This window comes from Sulfuricaulis sp. (genome assembly GCF_041499725.1).
GTDB lineage: Bacteria > Pseudomonadota > Gammaproteobacteria > Acidiferrobacterales > Sulfurifustaceae > Sulfuricaulis.
In genome coordinates, this window is record NZ_JBGQKW010000045.1 from 1 (window position 1) to 21379 (window position 21379).

18 protein-coding genes and 1 pseudogene are annotated in these 21379 nt (G+C 61.7%); 8 read left to right on the forward strand and 11 right to left on the reverse strand.

Features of this window, described 5'->3' with window-relative positions:
• The 6 genes from odhB to ACC569_RS08865 form a co-directional block, all read right to left on the reverse strand.
• Nucleotides 1-1205 (reverse strand): 2-oxoglutarate dehydrogenase complex dihydrolipoyllysine-residue succinyltransferase (gene odhB, locus ACC569_RS08840; RefSeq protein ID WP_372523148.1); only part of this gene is annotated, 1205 nt, incomplete at its 3' end.
• Nucleotides 1202-4087 (reverse strand): 2-oxoglutarate dehydrogenase E1 component, encoded by a 2886-nt coding sequence (locus ACC569_RS08845; RefSeq protein WP_372523149.1) that lies wholly within the window; start codon nt 4085-4087, stop codon nt 1202-1204. The genes ACC569_RS08845 and odhB, both read right to left, overlap by 4 nt.
• Before the next feature lie 165 nt (nt 4088-4252).
• Entirely contained in the window at nt 4253-4897 is a 645-nt protein-coding gene (locus ACC569_RS08850) for a thiol:disulfide interchange protein DsbA/DsbL (RefSeq protein ID WP_372523150.1), read from the reverse strand.
• Nucleotides 4898-4944: 47 nt separating this feature from the next.
• On the reverse strand, nt 4945-6309 hold the full coding sequence (gene mpl / locus ACC569_RS08855) for a UDP-N-acetylmuramate:L-alanyl-gamma-D-glutamyl-meso-diaminopimelate ligase (RefSeq protein ID WP_372523151.1): 1365 nt from the start codon (nt 6307-6309) through the stop codon (nt 4945-4947).
• Between the two features lie 207 nt (nt 6310-6516).
• Nucleotides 6517-7008 carry a hypothetical protein gene (locus ACC569_RS08860; RefSeq protein ID WP_372523152.1) on the reverse strand — a complete coding sequence of 164 codons (492 nt, stop codon included), beginning with the start codon at nt 7006-7008 and terminating at the stop codon, nt 6517-6519.
• Nucleotides 7009-7027: 19 nt separating this feature from the next.
• Nucleotides 7028-7483, reverse strand: a complete 456-nt coding sequence (locus ACC569_RS08865) for a hypothetical protein (protein ID WP_372523153.1) — start codon at nt 7481-7483, stop codon at nt 7028-7030.
• A gap of 277 nt (nt 7484-7760) precedes the next feature.
• Between ACC569_RS08865 and rnd the strand changes: the two genes are divergently transcribed.
• Nucleotides 7761-8918, forward strand: a complete 1158-nt coding sequence (gene rnd / locus ACC569_RS08870) for a ribonuclease D (protein WP_372523154.1) — start codon at nt 7761-7763, stop codon at nt 8916-8918.
• A gap of 6 nt (nt 8919-8924) precedes the next feature.
• The gene (locus tag ACC569_RS08875) at nt 8925-9782 is read left to right on the forward strand and encodes a hypothetical protein (protein ID WP_372523155.1); all 858 of its coding nucleotides are present in this window, start codon (nt 8925-8927) and stop codon (nt 9780-9782) included.
• Between the two features lie 201 nt (nt 9783-9983).
• Here ACC569_RS08875 and ACC569_RS08880 read toward each other — a convergent pair whose 3' ends face one another.
• Nucleotides 9984-11144: a murein transglycosylase A gene (locus tag ACC569_RS08880; RefSeq protein WP_372523156.1), complete on the reverse strand. Its 1161-nt coding sequence runs from the start codon at nt 11142-11144 to the stop codon at nt 9984-9986.
• Nucleotides 11145-11207: 63 nt separating this feature from the next.
• Between ACC569_RS08880 and ACC569_RS08885 the strand changes: the two genes are divergently transcribed.
• Complete coding sequence (locus ACC569_RS08885) at nt 11208-11954, forward strand: sulfite exporter TauE/SafE family protein (protein WP_372523157.1); 747 nt, start codon at nt 11208-11210, stop codon at nt 11952-11954.
• Nucleotides 11955-12096: 142 nt separating this feature from the next.
• On the opposite strand, the gene topA is transcribed toward ACC569_RS08885, so the two are convergent.
• The 4 genes from topA to ACC569_RS08905 all read right to left on the reverse strand — a co-directional run bounded on the left by topA (nt 12097) and on the right by ACC569_RS08905 (nt 17459).
• Nucleotides 12097-14430 (reverse strand): type I DNA topoisomerase, encoded by a 2334-nt coding sequence (topA, locus tag ACC569_RS08890; protein WP_372523158.1) that lies wholly within the window; start codon nt 14428-14430, stop codon nt 12097-12099.
• A gap of 226 nt (nt 14431-14656) precedes the next feature.
• A complete protein-coding gene (locus ACC569_RS08895) occupies nt 14657-15139 on the reverse strand; it encodes a DUF494 family protein (RefSeq protein WP_372523159.1) in 483 nt (160 codons plus the stop codon).
• Between the two features lie 30 nt (nt 15140-15169).
• Nucleotides 15170-16297, reverse strand: coding sequence for a DNA-processing protein DprA (dprA, locus tag ACC569_RS08900; RefSeq protein WP_372523160.1), 1128 nt, complete (start codon nt 16295-16297; stop codon nt 15170-15172).
• A 34-nt stretch (nt 16298-16331) separates the two neighbouring features.
• Nucleotides 16332-17459, reverse strand: coding sequence for a LysM peptidoglycan-binding domain-containing protein (locus ACC569_RS08905; RefSeq protein WP_372523161.1), 1128 nt, complete (start codon nt 17457-17459; stop codon nt 16332-16334).
• Between the two features lie 166 nt (nt 17460-17625).
• Here ACC569_RS08905 and def point away from each other — a divergent pair, with 166 nt between their 5' ends.
• From def to ACC569_RS08930, 5 genes and pseudogenes are all read left to right on the forward strand, one after another.
• Complete coding sequence (def, locus tag ACC569_RS08910) at nt 17626-18183, forward strand: peptide deformylase (protein ID WP_372523162.1); 558 nt, start codon at nt 17626-17628, stop codon at nt 18181-18183.
• Nucleotides 18184-18308: 125 nt separating this feature from the next.
• The gene (fmt, locus tag ACC569_RS08915; protein ID WP_372523163.1) at nt 18309-19262 is read left to right on the forward strand and encodes a methionyl-tRNA formyltransferase; all 954 of its coding nucleotides are present in this window, start codon (nt 18309-18311) and stop codon (nt 19260-19262) included.
• Nucleotides 19234-20586, forward strand: a complete 1353-nt coding sequence (rsmB, locus tag ACC569_RS08920) for a 16S rRNA (cytosine(967)-C(5))-methyltransferase RsmB (protein ID WP_372523165.1) — start codon at nt 19234-19236, stop codon at nt 20584-20586. Before fmt ends, rsmB begins: the two co-directional genes overlap by 29 nt.
• A complete protein-coding gene (locus ACC569_RS08925) occupies nt 20564-21133 on the forward strand; it encodes a DUF4390 domain-containing protein (protein ID WP_372523166.1) in 570 nt (189 codons plus the stop codon). The genes rsmB and ACC569_RS08925 overlap by 23 nt, the downstream gene beginning before the upstream one ends.
• A pseudogene (locus ACC569_RS08930) lies at nt 21115-21379 on the forward strand (hypothetical protein); the annotation flags it as partial. The gene ACC569_RS08925 and the pseudogene ACC569_RS08930, both read left to right, overlap by 19 nt.

Genomic DNA, 21379 nt, shown 5'->3' on the forward strand with positions numbered 1-21379 from the left:
ACCTCGAGCAAAAGCCGCGCCGGGTCTTCCAGCAGTTCCTTGATCATCACTAGGAACTGCACCGCCTCGCGCCCGTCGATCAGGCGGTGATCGTAGGACAGCGCGAGGTACATGATCGGCCGGATCACGACTTGGCCCTTTTCCGCGACCGGTCGTTCCTGGATCTTGTGCATGCCGAGGATCGCGGCCTGCGGCGGATTCAGGATCGGCGTGGACAGCAGCGAGCCGAACACACCGCCGTTGGTGATCGTGAAGGTACCACCGGTGATCTCCTCGAGCGTAAGCCGTCCGTTCTGCGCGCGTTCGCCGAAGTCCCGTATGCGCGATTCGATCTCGGCCATGGTGAGCTGGTCGGCGTCGCGCAGCACCGGCACCACCAGCCCGCGCGGCGTGCCGACCGCGATGCCGATGTCGTAGAAGCCGTGGTACACGATGTCGTGGTCGTCGATCGAGGCGTTGACCTCGGGAAAATGCCTGAGCGCCTCGATCGCGGCCTTGACGAAAAACGACATGAAGCCGAGACGCACGCCGTGTTCCTGCTCGAAGCGCTCGCGATGGCGCGTGCGCAACTCCATCACCGGCTGCATGTTCACCTCGTTGAACGTCGTGAGGATCGCCGCGGTGCGCTGCGCCTCGACCAGTCGTTCGGCGATGCGTGCGCGCAGCCGCGTCATGGGCACGCGTTTCTCGGGGCGCTCGCCGGCCTCAGCCGGCGCTGCCGCGAGCGTCCTCACTGGCGCCGCGGGAGACGGTTTCGGCTTGTGAGCAACCGGCGCGGGAACGGATTCGTTTATGTCGAGTTGTTTCTGCACGTCTTCCTTGAGCACGCGTCCGCCCTTGCCACTACCCGACACCTTGCGTGCATCCAGCGCGTGTTCTTCCATTAATCGTTTCGCCGCGGGCATGACAACCACCGCCTTCGGGACGGTTTCGGTTGCGACCGGGGACGTTTTCGGCGTTATCTTGGCGGATTTATCCAAACGCCCAACCACCTCACCGGATTTCACGGTGGAGCCAGCCGGTGTGGTGATCTCGGCCAGTATGCCGTCCACGGGGGCCGGGACTTCGAAAACCACCTTGTCGGTCTCGACCTCGGCGAGCAGCTCACCGCGCGCGACCAGCTCACCCGGTTGTTTGTGCCAGCTGAGGATCGTTCCTTCGGTCACCGATTCTGGAAAAACCGGAACCGTGATGTCAGTGCTCATCGTTTTCCCTGTGTCGCAATACTGGCCACCGCTCCCATCGCCTGATCGAGCAGCTCGTGCAGCTGGCCGATGTGCAGCGGATAGCTGCCCACGGCCGGCGCCGCGGACGTCGGCCGGCCAGCATATTCGAGCGTCGCACCCTTCGGGATCGTGCGCCACAGACGATGCTGGGTCTGGTACCAAGCGCCCTTGTTGCGCGTCTCTTCCTGGCACCAGATGAAACGATGCGCGGCGGGATAACGCAGAAGTGCCTGCTTCAATTCCTCTTCCGGAAACGGATAGAGCTGTTCAAGTCGCAGAATCGCGACGTCGCGTCGCCCCAGCGTCTGTCGCCGCTCGACAAGATCAAAATAGACCTTTCCGCTGCACAGGACGACCTCCTTCACGGCGGCATCCTCGAGCGCCTCGGTCTCGAACAGCACCGGCCGGAAGCGGCCGAGCGTCAAATCCTCGAGACTGCTCACCGAAAGCCGGTGACGCAGCAGGCTCTTCGGCGTCATGACCACCAGCGGCTTGCGGCACGACCACAGCATCTGGCGGCGCAACAGATGAAAAAGCTGCGCCGGCGTCGTCGGCACGCACACGAACATGTTCTGCTGGGCGCAGAGCTGGAGATAGCGCTCGAGTCGCCCCGAGGAATGTTCCGGGCCCTGGCCTTCGTAGCCATGCGGAAGAAACAGCGTGAGGCCGCATAAGCGGTTCCATTTCTGTTCACCTGAGCTGATGAACTGGTCGATCACTACCTGCGCGTTGTTGGCGAAATCGCCGAACTGGGCCTCCCAGATGGTGAGCGTTTTGGGATCGGCCGTGGCGTAGCCGTACTCGAACGCGAGCACGGCTTCCTCCGACAGCGGCGAGTTGATGACGATGAAGCGCGGTTGACCTTCGTAAAGATTGCGCAGCGGCACATAGCCCGTGCCGTCCTTCTGGTTGACCACCACTGCATGGCGGTGAAAGAACGTGCCGCGCCCCGAGTCCTGTCCGGAGACCCGCACGCCATAACCGTCTTTGAGCAGCGTCGCGTAGGCGAGGTTTTCGGCGAAGCCCCAGTCCACCGGCAGCGCGCCGGCAGCCATCTTGCGCCGCGCATCGTAGATCTTGACGACCTGAGGATGCAATTCGAGCCCCTCCGGAACGTGCAACATCTGCTCGGTGAGGCCCCGGACCGTGTCGAGGGTCACACGCGTGTCGGTGCCAGGCTCACAGCGGCCGGCCATATAGGGACTCCAGTCCGTACCATAGGCGTATCCCGCCTTTTCCCTGGGCAGGATACGTGGCGCGGCGCAGACGCCGGACTCCAATTGCTGCTGATATTCCCGTCCCATTTCCGCGGCCTCGTCAGCGGTGGCGATCCGTGCCTGTGCCAACCGCTGCGCGTAGAGCGCAAGCGTGGTCGGCAGCGCGCGGATGCGCTGGTACATGAGCGGCTGCGTCACGGTCGGTTCGTCGGCCTCGGAATGACCGTGGCGACGATAACAGTAAAGATCGATCACCACGTCCTTATGGAACGTCATGCGATAGTCGAAGGCGATCTGAGTGACGAACAACACCGCCTCGGGGTCGTCGCCGTTCACGTGAAAGATCGGCGCGCCGACGACCTTGGCGATGTCGCTGCAGTAGAGCGTCGAGCGCGCGTCCTGCTGGTGACTGGTGGTGAACCCGATCTGGTTGTTGAGCACGATGTGCACCGTGCCCTTGGTCGAGTAGCCGCGCGACTGCGACATGTTGAAGGTCTCCATCACCACGCCCTGACCGGCGAACGCGGCGTCCCCGTGGATCACGACGGGCAACACCCGGTTTCCGAGCCGGTCGCGACGTCGTTCCTGGCGCGCGCGCACCGAGCCCTGCACCACCGGCCCGACGATTTCGAGATGCGATGGATTGAAAGCGAGTGCCACGTGCACCGGGCCGCCCGCGGTGCCGACGTCCGATGAGAAGCCCTGGTGGTATTTCACGTCGCCGGTGCCGCTGTGCTGTGCCTTGCCTTCGAACTCGCGGAACAGGTCTGCCGGACTTTTGCCCAGGATATTGACCAGCACGTTCAGTCGTCCGCGATGCGCCATGCCGATGATGATTTCTTTCGTGCCCAGCCCGCCGGCGCGCTGGATCAGTTCATCCAGCATGGGAATCAGGCTTTCGGCTCCCTCCAGTGAAAAACGTTTCTGCCCCACGTACTTGGTGTGCAGATAGTGCTCCAGTCCCTCGGCCGCCGACAGTCGTCCGAGCAGGTTGCGGCGCACCTCGGGTGGATAGTTCGGCACCCCGTGCACGCTCTCGAAGCTGCTCTGCACCCAGCGCTTTTCAGAAGTGTCGGTGATGTGCATGTATTCGGCGCCGATGGTGCCGGCATAGGTGGCGCGCAACTGGGCAAGAATTTCGCGCAGGCTGGCCTGACGCGGCCCGACCAGAGATCCGGTTTCAAACACGGTGTCGAGATCGGCCTCGCTGAGGCCGTAGTGACGCAGATCGAGTTCAGGGATGTTGGGTGCCTCCCGGAGCCCGAGCGGATCGAGCCGGGCGATCTGATGCGCGCGAAAGCGATAAGCATTGATCAGCTGCAGTACCTTGACCTGCTTGTGCGCCGACTCGATCGGCTCCGCGGCCGGCGGCGGGCGCGGCGCAGCCGCGGGACGCGTCTGGTGCGCGAGACGACGGAATTCATCGCGAATCCCGGAGTGCGGAATGTCCTGTGTTACGCCGCCCACGCGCGGCAGGGTTTCGAAGTAACGGCGCCAGGCGGGAGCCACGGAGGCGGGGTCGCGCAGATATTGTTCGTAGAGATCCTCGAGGTACGCGGCATTGCCCGCCGCGAGCGGCGAAGAACGCCACAGGGCGTTCAGGCTGTGATCCTCGGGGGTAGGGCTCGTTCGCTTTGTATCCATGGCAGCGCGGAATGGCGGGGCAACCGGATGTGCCGCAAGTTCAAATCTATATTAGCAGGTCTGTCCGCCTCGGCCGTCCGCCATGGCGCGCAGTGAAAAGCTGAATCCCCTGAAGTATATGGGGCGGATTTTGGGGCAGGCAGCATTTAGGTACCGCCCCTGAAATCAGGGTTTGGCGGCCTTCGTTTTGCGCTCCTTGGCGGCTTTGCTGATCAGCTGATCCAGCAACTTGAACATGGCCTCTTCGCCGCCGGCCATGGCGGCGCTGGTGAGATATTTTCCATCCACCACCAGCGTGGGCACGGAGTTGATGTTGAGGTCCTGGTTGACCTGCTTGGCCTTCTCGAGCTTCAGGCGCACGCCGAAGGAATTGAAGGCTTCGGTGAATTTCTTGCGGTCGATGCCGTAACGCGCGACAAAATCGGCGATACCTTTTTCATCATTGAGTGCGTCCGGCTGTTCCTGCGCCGCTTTGAAGAAGGCACCATGCAGTTTTTCCATCGCGCCCAGCGCTTCGAAGGTGTAATAGGCCTGGGCGTGGATCGCCCAGTGCGGCGCGGCGGTGGCGGGCGTGCGCACGAACTGAGCGTTCGCGGGCAGCTTCTTGAGCCAGCGCATCAGTCCCGGTTCCAGCACATAGCAGTGCGAACAGCCGTACCAGAAAATCTCACGCACCTCGACCTTGTTTCCGGTCTCGACCGGCGTCGGAAACGGCACTTGCATGTACTGCCGGCCTTCCGTGAATTCGGCCCGGGCCAGGACCGGAAACAGCATCAGCATCGCCAGGCATCCACCCATCAGTCGTCGCATTTCATTTCTCCGTAAGATCGATATTAAGCGTAAGAAATCCGCGGCGGTTACACGACCCGGGCCTGCAAACGCTCGAGCAGCCGCGCGTGGATATTGTCGAAGCCGCCATTGCTCATGATCAACACGTGATCATCCGCTTGCGTTTCCTTGGCCAGTGTCACGATGATCTCTTCCACCGTCGAATAAGCCTGCCCGCGTCCTTTCAGCGCGCCCGTCACCCGGTCCAGGTTCCAGTTGAGGTCGGCGGGCTTGAGCATCAGCACCTTGTCGGCCTGCACGAGCGCGGCGGCCAGCGTATCGCGGTGCACGCCCATGCGCATAGTGTTAGAGCGCAATTCCAATACCGCCAGAATGCGCTGGTTGCCCACCCGCGCGCGCAGCGCCTGAAGCGTCGCGGCAATCGCCGTCGGGTGATGCGCGAAATCGTCGTACACGGTAATGCCGCGCACCGCGCCACGCACTTCCAGCCGGCGCTTGACGTTGCGGAATTTCGCCAGCGCCGCCAGCGCTGTGTTGACCGGTACCCCGGCGTGGCGCGCGGCGGCGATGGCCGCGAGCGCGTTGGCCGCGTTATGGCTCCCGAGCAGCTCCCACGCGACCTCGCCCTGATCCTGTTTTTTAAACAACACTTGGAACCGGCTGACCTCGGGGTTGCGTGGGACGGCCTGCCAGCCGTCCTCCGCGCCGAAATGCTCCACGCCGGTCCAGCAACCCATCGCCAGCAGCTCTGACAGGTTTTTGTCCTGCGCGTTCACCACCAACAGGCCCGAACCGGGCACGGTGCGCACAAAGTAGTGGAACTGGCGCGCGATCGCGGCCAGGTCGGGAAAAATATCGGCATGATCAAATTCAAGGTTGTTCAGAATCGCGGTGCGTGGACGGTAATGGACAAATTTCGAACGCTTGTCGAAAAACGCCGTGTCGTATTCATCCGCCTCGATGACGAAGAAGGGCTCAGCGCCGAGACGCGCCGAGACGCCAAAGTTCTCCGGCACGCCGCCGATCAGAAAACCGGGCTGCATCTTGGCATATTCCAGAATCCAGGCGAGCATGCCCGCGGTGGTGGTTTTGCCATGCGTGCCGGCGACGGCGAGCACCCACCGTCCCGGCAAGACTTTCTCGGCGATCCACTGCGCGCCGGAGGTATAACGCAAGCCGCGATCGAGCACCGCCTCCACCAACGCGTTGCCGCGCGACAACGCGTTGCCGACGATCACGAGGTCGGGTCTGGCACTGTCGAGTTGCGCCGGCTCATAGCCTTCCATCAACCGGATGCCCTGGGCCTCGAGCTGCGTGCTCATGGGCGGATAGACCTTGGCGTCCGAGCCGGATACCTCGTGGCCCAGGTCACGCGCGAGCAATGCTATACCGCCCATGAAGGTTCCACCGATACCCAGAATATGAATGCGCATTAATTTGTCACCGGAGCAGGATTATTGAGACGGCATGAAACAACTTGAACATGTACGTTCGGTCGTTTCCACCATGGCCTTGGACCAAAGTTGTCTTGCCGCCTGAATAATCCGACTATCATACGATCATTTTTATCGATCCGGCACGAATCTCCTGAAGGAAGACCGTGCGGTTTTCAAAGATGTTTCTGTGCCTCCGTAACAATTTCATCGTGCCGGATCAATGACGAACAGGCCGGTCACGCCCATGGACAGGATTATATACAGAAGACTCACGGCCACGCCCGCCGGCAAAGCCAGAGAGAGAGCATTTCGCAACACGTGACCGAAGACCAAGGTATACCACAGAAGAAAGGGCACCCATACCCACGGCGGCGGTAACCACTCCCGGGTCAGGCCGGCGGTCGCCCAGGCCAGCAACGAGAGCAGGGCGCCACAGCCGGCCAGGGCCGAGAGTGTCTGAGGAAACCGGTTTTCCGCGTTACGCCAGCGTAGCGCCAAATGTGTCGCCACGATCAACAGCAGCGTGTCTACGGTGGCGGCCAGTGCGGCGCTGTCGAGCGACAGCATATCGAGCACACCGATGACGTCGGCCAGTCCATAGGCGATGAGCGTTGCCAGCATCAAGCGATTGGACGTCGGCAGGTCCTGCGGATTGGCGCGCAGCAGACAGAGACCCAAGAATATTTTCAGCGGCATGGATTCGAAATACCGACTTTCAGTTATCGCCCGTTACACGCGTGATGCGCCAGCGGCCCTGATCGTCTTTCTCGATCTGAACCTGCATGCGAACTTCGCTGTTCGCAGGCGTCCCCGGTTGCAGGTAGCTGACACGGACCGAGACCGCGCGTCGCAAGGCATCGATATGCCTCGCCTCGCCCAGAGCGAACTTCAATTCCACGCCCTGGGCCTGCTTGGCGCGCAGAAAATCCAGCGCCACCCGGACGGACAAGCCATCGAGCAGGTCTTCAGGATTACGCTCGGGGGCTAGATTGGCTATGTCACGCAATTTTTGCATGTCCGCCGGCGTGGTCACCAGAGCCTCGGCGAAATCCAGCGCGCGGCCTTCCGGCGCGTTCCAGAACGGTTCACAGCCGGCGAGGCCGAACAGGAACAAGGCGCCGGCGGTCCACGCTGATTTTCTGCTGCACGCCTGATACCCTCGCCGGCTCATGGCCCAATCATAAACCAAAAGCCGCCTCTTGCCCCAGTTGGGAGTCTCCCGGGAAATGCATACACTTCATGATCATGACTGGACGAACGAGCGCGGCGAGTAGGGCTTCCAGTCTTAAATGAGCATGCGCGAAGCGCATCCGGCTCGCCTCCCTCTCCCGCGAAGGCGGGAGATGAGACGGGGCTGTCACGAATGCACTTAATGTGCATTCGTGCCGTCGAACGGGGGCGCAAGATTCTCGCGCACCCTGGCGGAAACCTAATGAGGGTGAGGGTTTATGACAGAACGAATGAGTGAAGCGGGCAGGGCTTCTTTTACTCCGGAAACGTTGATTGAGGACCCGACCGCACTCGCGCGTCTGTGCGAACAGCTGCGCGACTCGCCGTGGCTGGCGCTGGATACGGAATTCATGCGCACGCGGACGTACTACGCGCGCCTGTGCCTCGTGCAGGTAGCCACACCGGATATCATCGCCTGCATCGACACCTTGGCGTTGCCGACAATCGAGCCCCTGCTTGAGGTGATCTATGCACCGCGCGTGCTCAAGGCCATCCACTCCGCGCGCCAGGACCTGGAAGTGTTCGCCGATATCCGCGGTACGCCACCTCTGTCTGTCTTCGACACCCAGATCGCCGCCTCGCTCTGTGGTTACGATGACCAGATCGGCTATGGCGCACTGGTGGAATCCATCACCGGTCATAAGCTTCCCAAGCTGCACACGCGCGCCGACTGGGAAGCGCGCCCGCTGCCGCCGGATCAGCTGCACTATGCCGAGGACGATGTGCGCTACCTGCGCGACGTGCATCAATTCCTCGCGCAAAAACTCGAGGGGCTCGGTCGGACCGACTGGCTTCGGGAAGAATGCGCTGCGCTCACCGACCCCGGGCTTTACCGCAATGACCCGCGCGAAGCGTTTCGGCGTCTAAAGCAGGGACATCACCTGCCGCCTGCGGGACAAACGGTTTTGCGCGAACTCGTCGCGTGGCGAGAAATCACCGCGCAACAGCACAACCTGCCGCGCGGCTGGGTGGCATCCGATGCCGCGTTGGTGGAAACCGCCCTGACCGCTCCGCAGACCGTGGAGGCGCTCGGCCGCATCGCCGGCATGGGCGGGGGCCCATCGCGTAAATGGGGTGATGACATTCTGGATGCCATCCGCCGCGGCCAGGCATCCACGCCCGAACGTCTATGGGTAGAACCACAGCGTCTCGATCGCCAGCAACAGGACTTGTACGAACGGCTGCAGGCGCAGGTACGCGCGATCGCTGAACAGATGAAGATCAGCGCGACCTTGCTGGCCCCGCGCCGCGAACTGCTGAAGTTTATCGCCGGCGATCTGTCCGGCGCGCTCTCGCGCGGATGGCGGCGCGCGCTGATCGGCGAGGAGTTCCTGCAGATGTGCGGCGACCGGTCAAACCCGGCGGCCGCCCCCTGAGTGTCGATGGTGGTGAAAAAACTCGGCATTCTGATCGGCCTCGGCATATTCGCCGCCGTGATTTTCGGACCGCCGTGGTGGCGTCCGGTAAACCCTTGCGTGATCGGCGACATGTCCGCGCGCGCGCAGGCGCAGGTACCAGTCGCCCTGAAAGAAATATATTTCGATGCGCAGAATATGCAGTTCGGTCTGGGTTCCGCCGCGGTCGGCGGCTGGGAAGGTCTGGGAGACGCGGTGGCGGTGGACGGGAGCGTATGGATACGCAACACCAACAACCGTTCGCCGAAATATTACGCTACCATCAGTAACCGTTACTTTCAGTCGAACGGTTTCGTCTTCGTCCCGCCCGGGATCGAGAGCGAACAACGATGGCGCGTTTCGTCGCCCACCTCGCTCGCGCAACTCCGGGAAGCACTGGCCAAAAAAAATCCCGTGGGCGTGATTTTTGCCGGTTATGTGCGCTTCGTACCGCTCCGGCTCATCGCCATCGCCCACCCGGCGATCGACGGGCGGCCCGTGTCCAAAAACGCGCCGTATTACTACACCCGCCCCATGCAATCGGCGCCGGAGGCATGGGCCTATGTCGTCGGTGTCGCTGCGGCGAATGCTTCCATGAAGAGGGACGACCATGCCTGGTTGTCGTCAATGCTGATCGCGCCGCCCTCTCGTCAGGATGCCGGCGCCGGGCTCGTGCACGGCCTGTGGCTCAAATCCGCGCCGGATGATCTTCACACGCCGCCGCGCCGGGACAATGTCCTGGCGGTGGGGCAGTTGATGGCGGAGGCGGCGATGGTCGAAGGCGAATTGACGCTTTATCCGGTCACGCGCGCCGGCGGTTGTGACGTTGTGGCGCGCGCGCAATAACTGGGCGCCTTCCTAAACTACTCCAAGCAAATTAAAAACAGAAATAATCTTGAACCGCCAAGACGCCAAGTTTTCTATGTTGCGGCCCAGGGTGCAACAGAAATCGTTGCACCCGTTCAACGGCGCGAATGATCACTTAACATTCGTGGGAACTCCGCCTCACCTTTGGCGTCTTGGCGGTTAATTTTTTTGAGATAGGTTCTAATCCAGCGAACGTGCCGATGGCAACAGCACATAGAGCTTGCCGCGCTGGCGCATCGCACCGGCGAGCTGTTCGGCGTCCTGACCGAAGCCGAGAAACAGATCGGCGCGCACCGGACCCCGGATCGCGCCGCCGGTGTCCTGCGCGAACTCGAGTCGCCGGTAAGGCCGGGGCTCGCTGCCCGGAAGCGCGGTATCGAGCCATACGGGACTGCCCAGTGGAATGAACGACGGATCCACCGCGATCGACCGCTCCGGCAACAGCGGCACATTGAGCGCCCCCACCGGCCCTGACGAGTCGGGTTCACGCAGCGAGAAGAAGACATAGCTGGGATTGCTGTTCAGCACTGTCTGCGCCTGATCGGGATGGGCGGCGAGCCAAGCGCGGATGGCCGGCATGGTCGCCTCCTCGAGCTTCAGCGCGCCGGATTCGACGAGCGTGCGCCCGATGGCAACATAAGGATGACCGTTCTGCTCGGCATAGCTCACGGGCAATATCCGGCCATCCGGCAACTGCACGCGGCCCGAGCCCTGAATCTCGAGAAAAAACAGCGCCACCGGGTCGTCTACCCAGGCGATCACGCTATCTTGCGAGGGACGTTTTCCTTTGTCGATCTCGGCGCGGCTGTAGTAAGGCACGACACGCTGACCGGTGAGCCGGCCGCGCAGGCGCTTGCCCTTGAGCTCGGGGTAGAGTTCGCCCAACTCCACGGTCACGAGATCATCCGGCCGGCCGAACAACGGAAAACGGAAGCGCCCGTTTTTCACCAGACTGCCGTGCACCAGGGGTTCGTAGTAGCCGGTGATCAAACCGTCGGTATTACCGTTGCCAGCGGCCACTTCATGCGCGATGAATCGCGTTTCGAAAAACGCGCGCGCGGTCTCGTCGTCAGGATCGGGAAACAATGCGGCATCGGTGCAGAGCGTCTGCCAACGTGCGTCGCGCGCCGGCATTTTCCGGCAACTGTTGAGCAGCGCCGGCCATGTCTGCGCGAGCCGGTCTTCCTGCCAGCCAGGCAGCGCCGACCACGGCACCGGTGCGCCGATGCCCGGCCGTGGCGGCGTGCTGAGACAGGATGTCAACAGACAGCCCAACGCGGCGAAAAACATCGTGCCCACGGTTTTTTTCGCGCGGAAAATCAGGATAAGATATCTTGTCAAAAACATCGCAAACATCGCATGATTTCTAGCACGTCCCACTCGATCCTGCCACAGAACTGATACTTGGAATCGCTCGATCCGACTTTGTTCCTGTGGCTGCTCGCCGCTATCGCCGCCGCCGCCGCACTGTACTCCTCGGTTGGCCACGGCGGTGCTTCCGGCTATCTGGCGGCGATGGCGCTTTTCGGCGTTTCCGCCGCGCTCATGAAACCCTCGGCGCTGGTCATGAACATCGTGGTCGCGGGACTGGTATTCGCGCGCCTGTGGCGCGCCGGTTTTTTCGACGCCGGCCTATTCTGGCCGTTTGCCTTGGGGTCAGTGCCCACAGCGTTTATCGGCGGCGCCTGGCAGCTGCACAACCGCACGTATCAATACCTCGTGGGCGCCACGCTGCTGGTGGCCGCGTGGCGCCTGCTCCTGACCAGTCACGAGCCGCCGACACGCGCCGCACCGCGCTTGCGACTGGCTCTGCCGGTGGGCGCGGTTCTCGGTTTTGTCTCGGGACTGACCGGTGTCGGCGGCGGGATTTTCCTGAGCCCGCTACTATTGTTCCTGCGCTGGACCAACATGCGCACGACCGCTGCGGTTTCGGCGGCGTTCATCCTGATCAACTCCGTCGCGGGACTGGCCGGACTGTTTTCAGCGGGGACAACCCTGCCACGCGGCCTGCTCTGGATGATGCTCGCCGCGCTGGGGGGCGCGCTCGTGGGATCGGAACTGGCCGTGCGACGGCTGGCGCCGGTGCGGCTGCGTCAACTGCTCGGCGTGGTACTCGTGATTGCGGCGATAAAAATGTTCATCACCGCCTGATTAAGCCGCTGCGCCGGCGCTGGCTTCGTTGCACCGTCGCTCGGAATGCTCATTTACTGCCGTGTAAACTCCGCTTCCTCACGTCGGTGCGTCTCGCCATCATCCAGCGAATCGGCTTAATCCATGAAAACCAAATTCACCATCAGGCTCCGGCGGCGACCTTGGGGGGCTCGGCAAACGGCACCTCCCCCTCGTACGGCTCGGCGTAACCGCATTCCTTCTGCGGGCAGACCTTTTCCACGCCGCGGCGCTTGGTGGTCTTGACGGAAAGAAACGGCCAACCGCACTTGGGGCAAGGCTCCTTGATCGGCGGATTCCACACGGCGTACTTGCAGTCGGGATAACGCGCGCAGGAATAAAAAACTTTTCCGTAGCGCGACTTGCGTTTGAGCATCGTCGCCTGTTTGCATTCCGGGCACTCGACGCCGGTGTCGGCGGGTTTCTCCAGCGGCTCCATGTGTTTGCAGTTGGGATAGTTGCTGCAGCCGATGAACCGGCCGTAACGGCCGCGCTTGATGACGAGGTTGGATTCGCACTTGGGACACTTGCGGTCGGGCACGATCTCAGGTTCGTTCGAGGCGCCCACGGCGTCGTCCACGTTGCGCGTGTAATTACAGTCGGGGTAACCGGTGCAGCCGATGAAGTAACCGTTGCGCCCGAGCCGCTTGGCGAGTTTCTTGCCGCACTTGGGGCATTCCTCTTCCATCATCTCGACACCGGGTCGATCCGCGGACTCCTTCTCCTTCACCTGATTCTTGAAATCGGTCCAGAATTCCCGCAGCACCGGCTGCCACTCCTTCTCGCCGCGCGAGATGGCATCGAGATCGTCTTCCATGCGCGCGGTGAAATCGTAATCCACGTAGTGGAAAAAATGCTCCGACAAGAATTTGTTGACCACGCGCCCGACGTCGGTGGGTTTGAAGCGGCGGTTGTCCAGCGTCACGTACTCGCGGCTTTCGAGGGTCGAGATGATGCTGGCATAAGTTGAAGGCCGGCCGATGCCGTAGGATTCAAGCGCCTTCACCAGGCTCGCCTCGGAGAAGCGCGGCGGCGGTTCGGTGAAATGCTGCTCCTTGCGCATGACCTTGAGCTCGATGGACTCGCCCTTTTCCATCGGCGGCAGAAGCTTCTCGTCTTCGGCAGCACCTTCGGGCGCGTCCGCCGGCTTGTCGTCGATGTCTTCCTGATACACCGCCATGAAACCGGGTTTCACCACGGTCGAGCCGTTGGCGCGGAACACGTTGCCTTCGCCCGCGGCGAGATCCACCGTGACGGTGTCGAGCACGGCCGGCACCATCTGGCAGGCCAGCGTGCGCTTCCAGATAAGTTCGTACAGCCTCAGCTGATCGGGTTTCAAATGATCCTTGATCGAGTCCGGCGCGCGCGCGGCCGAGGTTGGACGGATGGCCTCATGCGCTTCCTGCGCGTTCTTCGACTTGTTCTTGTACGCGATCGGTTCGTCCGGCAGGTTGTCGGCGCCGAAACGGTCCTTGATGGCGTCGCGGATTTCGGCAACGGCTTCGTTCGCCAGATTCACCGCATCGGTACGCATGTAGCTGATGAGACCGACGACCTCCCCGTGACCGAGGTCCATGCCTTCGTAAAGCTGTTGCGCCGTGCGCATGGTGCGTTGTGCCGTGAAGCCCAGCTTGCGCGAGGCCTCCTGCTGCAGGGTGGAAGTAGTGAAGGGCGGTGCCGGGTTGCGGCGACGCTGCTTCTTCTCGACTGAAAGCACTTCCAGACGGCCCTGCGCCTTGGCCTGCAGAGCCGTGTCAATTTCCGCGGCGCGCGCGCCATTGTCGATGGAAAACTGCTCGAGCTTTTCGCCGTTGAAATGGGTGAGCCGGGCGACGAAGTCTTTGCCCTTGGTGGCCAGGTCGGATTCGATGGTCCAGTACTCGCGCGCCTTAAAGGCTTCGATCTCCAGCTCGCGCTCGACGATCAGCCGCAGCGCCGGACTTTGCACGCGCCCGGCCGACAGGCCGCGGCGCACCTTTTTCCACAGCAGCGGCGAGAGGTTGAAGCCCACCAGGTAGTCGAGCGCACGACGCGCCTGCTGCGCGTTGATGAGGTTCTCGGACAACTTGCGCGGCTGCTCGATCGCGTGCTGGATCGCGCTCTTGGTGATTTCGTGAAACTCCACGCGATGTACCGGCTTGTCGTCCAAAACGTCTTCCGCTTTCAGAATTTCATGCAGGTGCCAGGAGATGGCTTCGCCCTCGCGATCCGGGTCGGTCGCCAGATACAGCGAGTCGGCTTTTTTCATGGCCTTGACGATGGCGTCCACGTGCTTTTTGTTTTTCTCGAGCAGTACGTACTTCATGCCGAAGTCATTTTCCGTGTCCACCGCGCCCTGTTTCGGGAGCAGGTCACGCACATGGCCGTAAGAGGCCAGGCAGGTAAAATCCTTGCCCAGATACTTGGACATGGTTTTAGCCTTGGCCGGCGATTCCACCACAATCAGATGTTTTGGCATTCAGTTAACTCAAATTTACTTCAGTAAAATTAATTGCTACCCGCGCTGTTTTCCGGAAAAAAATGGCGCGGGATTAGCGTCGCATTAATTGCATCCCGGCGCATTTTCGCGCACCGGAGTTGCGTCAGGGGCGAATTGTTGTCGATAACAGGCGGGGCTTGTCAAGCCTGGAAACTAAAGTTGCTGTCAGGCAACGGTCGCGACGACGATTGAATAATGATGAAAATCAATGCAGATGGCCCTGCATTTCATCAAATACCATGTCCTCGAGCATGTGATAAGCGTATTCCTGTCCCGGCTGGTTGAACAGCACCAGCAGCATCACCCACTTGAGCTGATCCAGCGCGATCTCATCGACTTCCAGCGCCATCAGCCGGTCGATCACCACCTCGCGGGTGGCCGGATCAATCACACCGCTGGTTTCCATGAACTGAAGATAGCCGCGGCATTCCTCGTCGAGCTTTTCCTGCTCCTTCGGCGTGTAGTGGCGTATCGATGCGGGCCTTCCCGCGCGCGGTTGACCGTGACTGATCTCGCGCAGCATGGACAGACCATCCAGCCAGGAAAACGCCTTGCGGATTTCGCCGCGACGGAAACCGGCCTGGGTCAGTTCGTGGGTAAGCGCTTCCTGATCGGGTTGGAACTCGGTGCCTTCATCCATGTAGTTTTCGAACAAATACATCAGCACATCGAAAACATTTTCTTTCATCAGCGGGCTGCGCTCTCTCTTTTACTCGCGTTATCGGGAAATCCTTTGAACCTTGCCACCCGGACAATTCGACACTAGTCCGTTCAGCTCCATTTGCAAGAGCATGGAGGAAACGGCATCCGCCGTCAATCCGCTGCGCTCGATCAGAGTATCGATACTGACCGGATCATGACCGATATGTTCCAGCAACGTTACCATCGTTGAATTCAACCGCGGCGGCGGTGTGTTTTCATGCGCGACCTGAAGTGCCACGCCGGCCAACGGACCCAGCTCCTCGAGAATATCCTGCGCGGTTTCCACGAGCTTGGCGCCCTGGCGGATGAGTGCATGACAGCCACGCGCTTGCGGGGCGTGGATCGAACCGGGAATAGCGAATACTTCGCGTCCCTGTTCATTCGCCATGCGTGCGGTGATGAGCGAGCCACTCTGCAGTGCCGCCTCGACCACGAGCGTGCCCAGGGAAAGACCGCTGATAAGGCGGTTACGCACCGGGAAATTTTCAGGCAACGGCGGCGTGCCCAGCGGGAATTCGGACACGAGCGCGCCGTGTTTGACGATCTCGTGCGCCAAGTCGCGATGCCGCGCCGGGTACACCCGATCGAGCCCGGTGCCGGCCACCGCGATAGTTTTCCCGCCGGCCTCAAGTGCGCCGCGATGCGCGGCGCCGTCCACGCCCAGCGCCATGCCGCTGGTGATCGCCAGCCCCGCCCCGGCCAGGCTTTTGGCGAACGCGCGCGCATTCTCGCGGCCCATGGGCGTGGGATTGCGGCTGCCCACGATCGCCAGTTGCTGGGCTGACAGCAACTGCCGCTCCCCTGCGATATAAAGCACCAGTGGCGGGTCGGGGATTTCGCGCAGCAGCACAGGGTAATCGAGGTCTGACCAGGTCAGCAGGTGATGGCCGGGTTCACTCAGCCATTCGAGTTCGGATTTGAGTATTTTCTCATCGGGACCGGCAAGAAGGGCGTCGATCGCTTCATTCTTTCCGACGAGCGCTTTTTCGAGTTGGCCGCGGCTGGCGGAAAAAATAGCTTCGATCGACCCGAAGTGTTCGAGCAGATCGAACTGGGTGCGGGTGCCGACGCCGGGCAGGCGCCGCAGCGCGAGCCACGGCACAAAGGTATCGAGGGCGAAAATCTGCGTCGACGCGCCGGCCATGGCGCGCAGTCTACTCCATCAGACAATAATTACGTCAGGGCGTGATAACCGCGTCCAACATGTGCACCGGCTGGGTGGCGGTCATGACGAGCGCGTAGCTCATTTTCTCGTAGGTGCGGAAGACCATCACCAGCGCCGATTCTTCATCCGGCAGTTTGTAGCGCTCGCGTGTGACCGGATCCTTGTGCTTACCGGCATGACGCATAACGCGCAGCACATTGCCTTCCTCGATGCCCTCGCGGGTGCCCAGCGTAATGCCGACCACCGTTAAGGGGCCGATCTCGGCCACGGCATTCAGGGCCGAAACGATTCTCCCCTCTACCTGAGTCTTGGGTGCGTGCGGGTAATAGTAAGGCAGGGATATCTTCTTGGGCGCTTCCACCAGTCGGTCGGTCGGAATAATTTCCTGCTTGACCTCGGTGACCACGAGCTTGCTCGGGTCGCCGGTTTCGAGCCGACGCGCATTGCCTAGATACACGGCCTCGTACGCCAGCAGCTCCCCGGTTTCGGGATGGCGGATGGGATTGCCAAGACGCACGATCTGGTAATACTCCGGGCCCTCGTCCTTCAGGCGGCGGGCATAGAACTGGCTGCCGTTGCCGAGCGCAATACGATCATCGAGTCCAGTAGTGATGTAACCCGCCTGCTCAAGCTCATCTTCACCAACCACCAGCGGGCGCGTGAGAAATGGCAGAATGGCATTGGGCGGAATCGTGGGAATGGCCGCATCAAGCGCCTCGCTGTGCACCTGCGGCCCCAATTTGACAGTGCGCTCATCGGCGGGTGTGGTGGCGGCTGCCGGCTCCCGCGCCTTGGCGCTTTCAGGCAACGAGGGCAATCCCGGCGCGGTAACCGTTTCCTTGCGCAACACGCTCAGTTCCGGTTTGCCATCGACCATGCGAAACACGATCACATCGCCGGGATAAATCAGATGCGGATTTTTGATCTGGTCGTTGATCTTCCAGATTTTCGGCCAATGCCACGGGCTTTTCAGAAATCGCGTCGAGATGTCCCACAAGGTATCGCCCTTGACCACCGTATAACGCTCGGGATGGTCAGGTTTGAGCTGAACCTCATCCGCACGCGCCAGACTCGCGGTGGTCAGAAACGACGCAATAATAAGAAGGAAAAAACCGGGTCCCGATAGGTGCTTAGGCGACATTCGTCCACATTCCGTGTAGTCTGATAACGTTTTGAGTGTAGTCCATGCCGGGGCGCAAAGCCAAGGTGGTTTTATGGCCAAATTATCTTGTTATTCAGTAGCATCCAGACCGATAATAAACTGACTTGGCAGCAGGAAGTAAACCGGCTTTTGTCACTTTAGTTCCATGACCGTACGCACCATTCTGCACTACCCCGACCCGCGCCTGCGCCGCAAGGCCAACCCGGTACCGGAGGTAACTGACGATATCCGTCGGCTGGTGGATGACATGGCCGAGACCATGTACCAGGCACCGGGGATCGGCCTTGCCGCCATTCAGGTCAACGAAGCCTGGCGCGTCATCGTCATCGACATTTCCGAAACACGCAACCAATTGCAGGTATTCATCAATCCGGAGATTCTGTCCCGTGACGGCGAACAGGAGCGCGAAGAGGGCTGCCTGTCCGTACCCGGCATCTACGAACCGGTCACGCGCGCCAACTACATCCACGTGCGGGCACTCGACAGCGATGGCAATCCGATTGAACTCAAGACCGAAGGCCTGCTCGCCACCTGCATCCAGCACGAAATCGATCACCTCGACGGCAAGGTTTTCGTCGATTATCTCTCGCGCCTGAAACAAACGCGCATCCGCAAGAAACTGGAAAAGCGCGAACGTGAGCAGGGGGAAGGACGACCGCCGAGGGCGGAGACTGCCGTAGGAAAGCTGCGGTTCAAACTTTAAAACACCCACATGCCTACCCGCTATGTGACGTGCACGGCGGCGAGCGGATCGCGATGTAACGCGCGATCAGCACGAATATACTGTGAACCCTGAGTAATTCTGTTGATCCTGTCTATTTTCAGTCCATGAATCTGATTTTCGCTGGCACACCCGCCTTCGCCGTTCCCGCGCTCGAGGCACTGCTTCGCGCCGGCCATGTCATTCGTGCCGTGTATACCCAACCGGACCGTCCCGCCGGACGCGGACGCAAGCTGATGGCGAGCGCGGTCAAACAGTGCGCGCAGAAGCACGGCATTGAAATCCGCCAGCCGGAAAAACTCACCGGCGAGGAAGGCCGGCTTCGCGTCGACGCCCCCGATGCGATAATCGTCATCGCCTATGGTTTGTTGCTTCCGGAATCCATTCTTGCCATTCCCCGTTACGGTTGCATCAATGTTCACGCCTCGCTGCTGCCGCGCTGGCGCGGTGCCGCGCCGATCCCGCGCGCGATCGAGGCTGGAGACGCTGACACCGGCGTGAGCATCATGCAGATGGAAGCCGGGCTCGACACCGGGCCGGTGCTAGCGGAAGCACGCCTGCCTATACACGACAACGACACGGCGCAGACCCTGCACGACCGCCTGGCGCAACTCGGCGCCGACACGCTAATCAGCACGCTGGAACGTCGCGCGCGCGGCGATATAAGACCGCAACCCCAAAACACTTCGCGCGCGTGTTATGCCAAAAAACTGCGCAAGGAGGAAAGCGCTCTCGACTGGACACAGCCTGCGGCCGTGCTGAATCGCAAGATCCGCGCGCTGGTTCCCTGGCCGGTGGCGAGCACAACCTGGCGCGGCAAAACCTTGCGCCTGTGGGAGGCCGGACCGCTGGTGAAAAAAAATACACCGGGCGTGCCGGGCACGGTCGTGCAGGCCGAGGCCGGCGGCGTGTGCGTACTGACCGGCGAGGGTGTGCTCACTATCACGCGATTGCAGGCCGAGGGCGGAAAAATTCTTACGGCGGGCGACTTTCTGAACGGCCATCCGCTCGCGGCCGGCGACCGGATGGGCGATGAAGCGCACAACACCCCGGCCAGCTAGGCACGCCGGTGCGGCACGGAGCAATCCGCGCGCCGTGGCGGCAAAAGTTTTGGAGGAGGTGGCCGTGCATTCACGCTACCTCGACACCGCGCTGGCGCAATCCCTGGTGACACTGCCGGATAACCAAAAAAACGACGCGGCGCTCATCCAGGAGATAGCCTATGGCGTGCTGCGCTGGTTCCATCAGCTGGAGGCCGTGGCGGCAGTCTTCCTCGATAAGCCCCTCAAGGAAAAAGATCGGGATATCCACCTGCTGCTTCTGGTCGGGCTGTATCAACTACGGCATATGCGCGTGGCGCGACATGCGGCCGTGACCGAGACGGTAGAAGCGGCCGCGGAACTGAAAAAAATCTGGGCGAAAAATTTTCTCAACGCCTGCCTGCGTTCCTACTTGCGCGAGGAAGCGCGCGCTCAGGCGGCCGTCGCCGCCAGTCCCTCGGCCAGCTTCAGCCATCCGTTCTGGCTCATCGAGGAAATCCGCCGCGACTGGCCCGAGGACTGGGAAAAAATTCTCATCGCCAATAACGAGCGCCCGCCGCTGGTACTGCGGGTCAATCAGCGCCGTCAGACACGCGATCAATATCTCGCGCGCTTCGTGCAAGCCGGCATCGCCGCCAAGGCAATGCCGTTGACCGATACCGCAGTGTTATTGGACAGACCCGTGGCCGTGAGCGAGTTGCCCGGATTCACCCATGGCGATGTCTCGGTGCAGGATGCGGCCGCGCAATTCGCGGCGGTGCTACTCGACGCCCAACCCGGCGAGCGCGTGCTCGACGCCTGCGCCGCACCGGGCGGCAAAACCGGCCACCTGCTCGAACACACGTCGGAGCTCGCCGAACTGATGGCGCTCGACAAGGAACCGGCGCGCGTGGCCTTGATTGAAGATAATCTCGCACGTCTGGGCCTCAGCGCGAAGCTCATCACCGGCGATGCGGCGAACCCGGCGGCTTGGTGGGACGGGCGTCCGTTCGATCGGATACTCGCGGATGTTCCATGCTCGGCGACCGGGGTGATCCGCCGTCATCCCGACATCAAGCTGCGGCGACGCCCTGAGGACCTGCCCAAACTCGTCACGACGCAGGCGCGTCTCCTCGAGGGACTGTGGCCCTTGCTCAAGCCCGGAGGTAAGCTTCTGTACGTGACCTGCTCGATCCTGGCGGTGGAGAACGAAAACCAGCTGTCAGCGTTTCTCGTGCGTCATCCCGAGGCGCGGGAGGTCATGCTGCCGATGAGCGCCGGCCGGGCGCGGGCGGTGGGGAGACAGATTCTGCCGGGAGAAGCGAGCATGGACGGTTTCTATTATGCGTGTATCCATAAAAGTTGACTGGCGGCGATTCGCGCTGGCGGCGCTCGCGCTGGCATGGCTCGGCGAGGCCGCGGCGGACTTCAAGGTCGCGGACATACAGCCGAAATTCACCGAGCAGTCGCTGACATTCGGCGGCAACCTCGATCTGGGCTTGAGCCCCAAGGTGGAAGAAGCACTGGCCAAGGGCATTCCGCTTGAGGTGGTCATCGACGTCCGCCTGTATCACCAGCGCCGTTACCTGTGGGACAAAAAAATCGCTTCCTGGACGCTGCGCCGCCGCATCCAGTATCACGCGCTCTCGGGCCAGTACCTGGTCAGCGCGGGTGAAGGCGAAGCGGAAACGCGGGAAAGCCTGCTCACCCAGCAGGAGGCGCTGAAGCAGCTCGGCTCCCTGAGCGACCTCAAGCTCGCGCTTCCGGAAGCGCCGTCCGTAGGCGCTTATTCCGCCGACATCCGCGTGAGCCTCGACATCGAGGCCCTGCCCACGCCGCTGCGGCCGGTGGCCTACACCTCGTTCGCCTGGCATCTCAACAGCGGATGGACCTCATGGAAAGTAGTGCGCTGAACCGCTACGTCATCCGCTACGTCACCGGCGTGACGCCGCTGGCGGTGCTGTCGGTGCTGCTGATTGCGGCATTCATCATGATGAATGCCGCCGCCCAGAACTCGACGCTGTTCGGGCGGATGTATTCGGTGCTGCTGCTCGTCAACATCCTCGGCGTGGTGCTGCTGATCGCGCTGATCCTGCTCAACCTGTTTCATTTCGTGGAGCAGTACCGCGCGCGCGTGATGGGCACGCGGCTGACGCTGC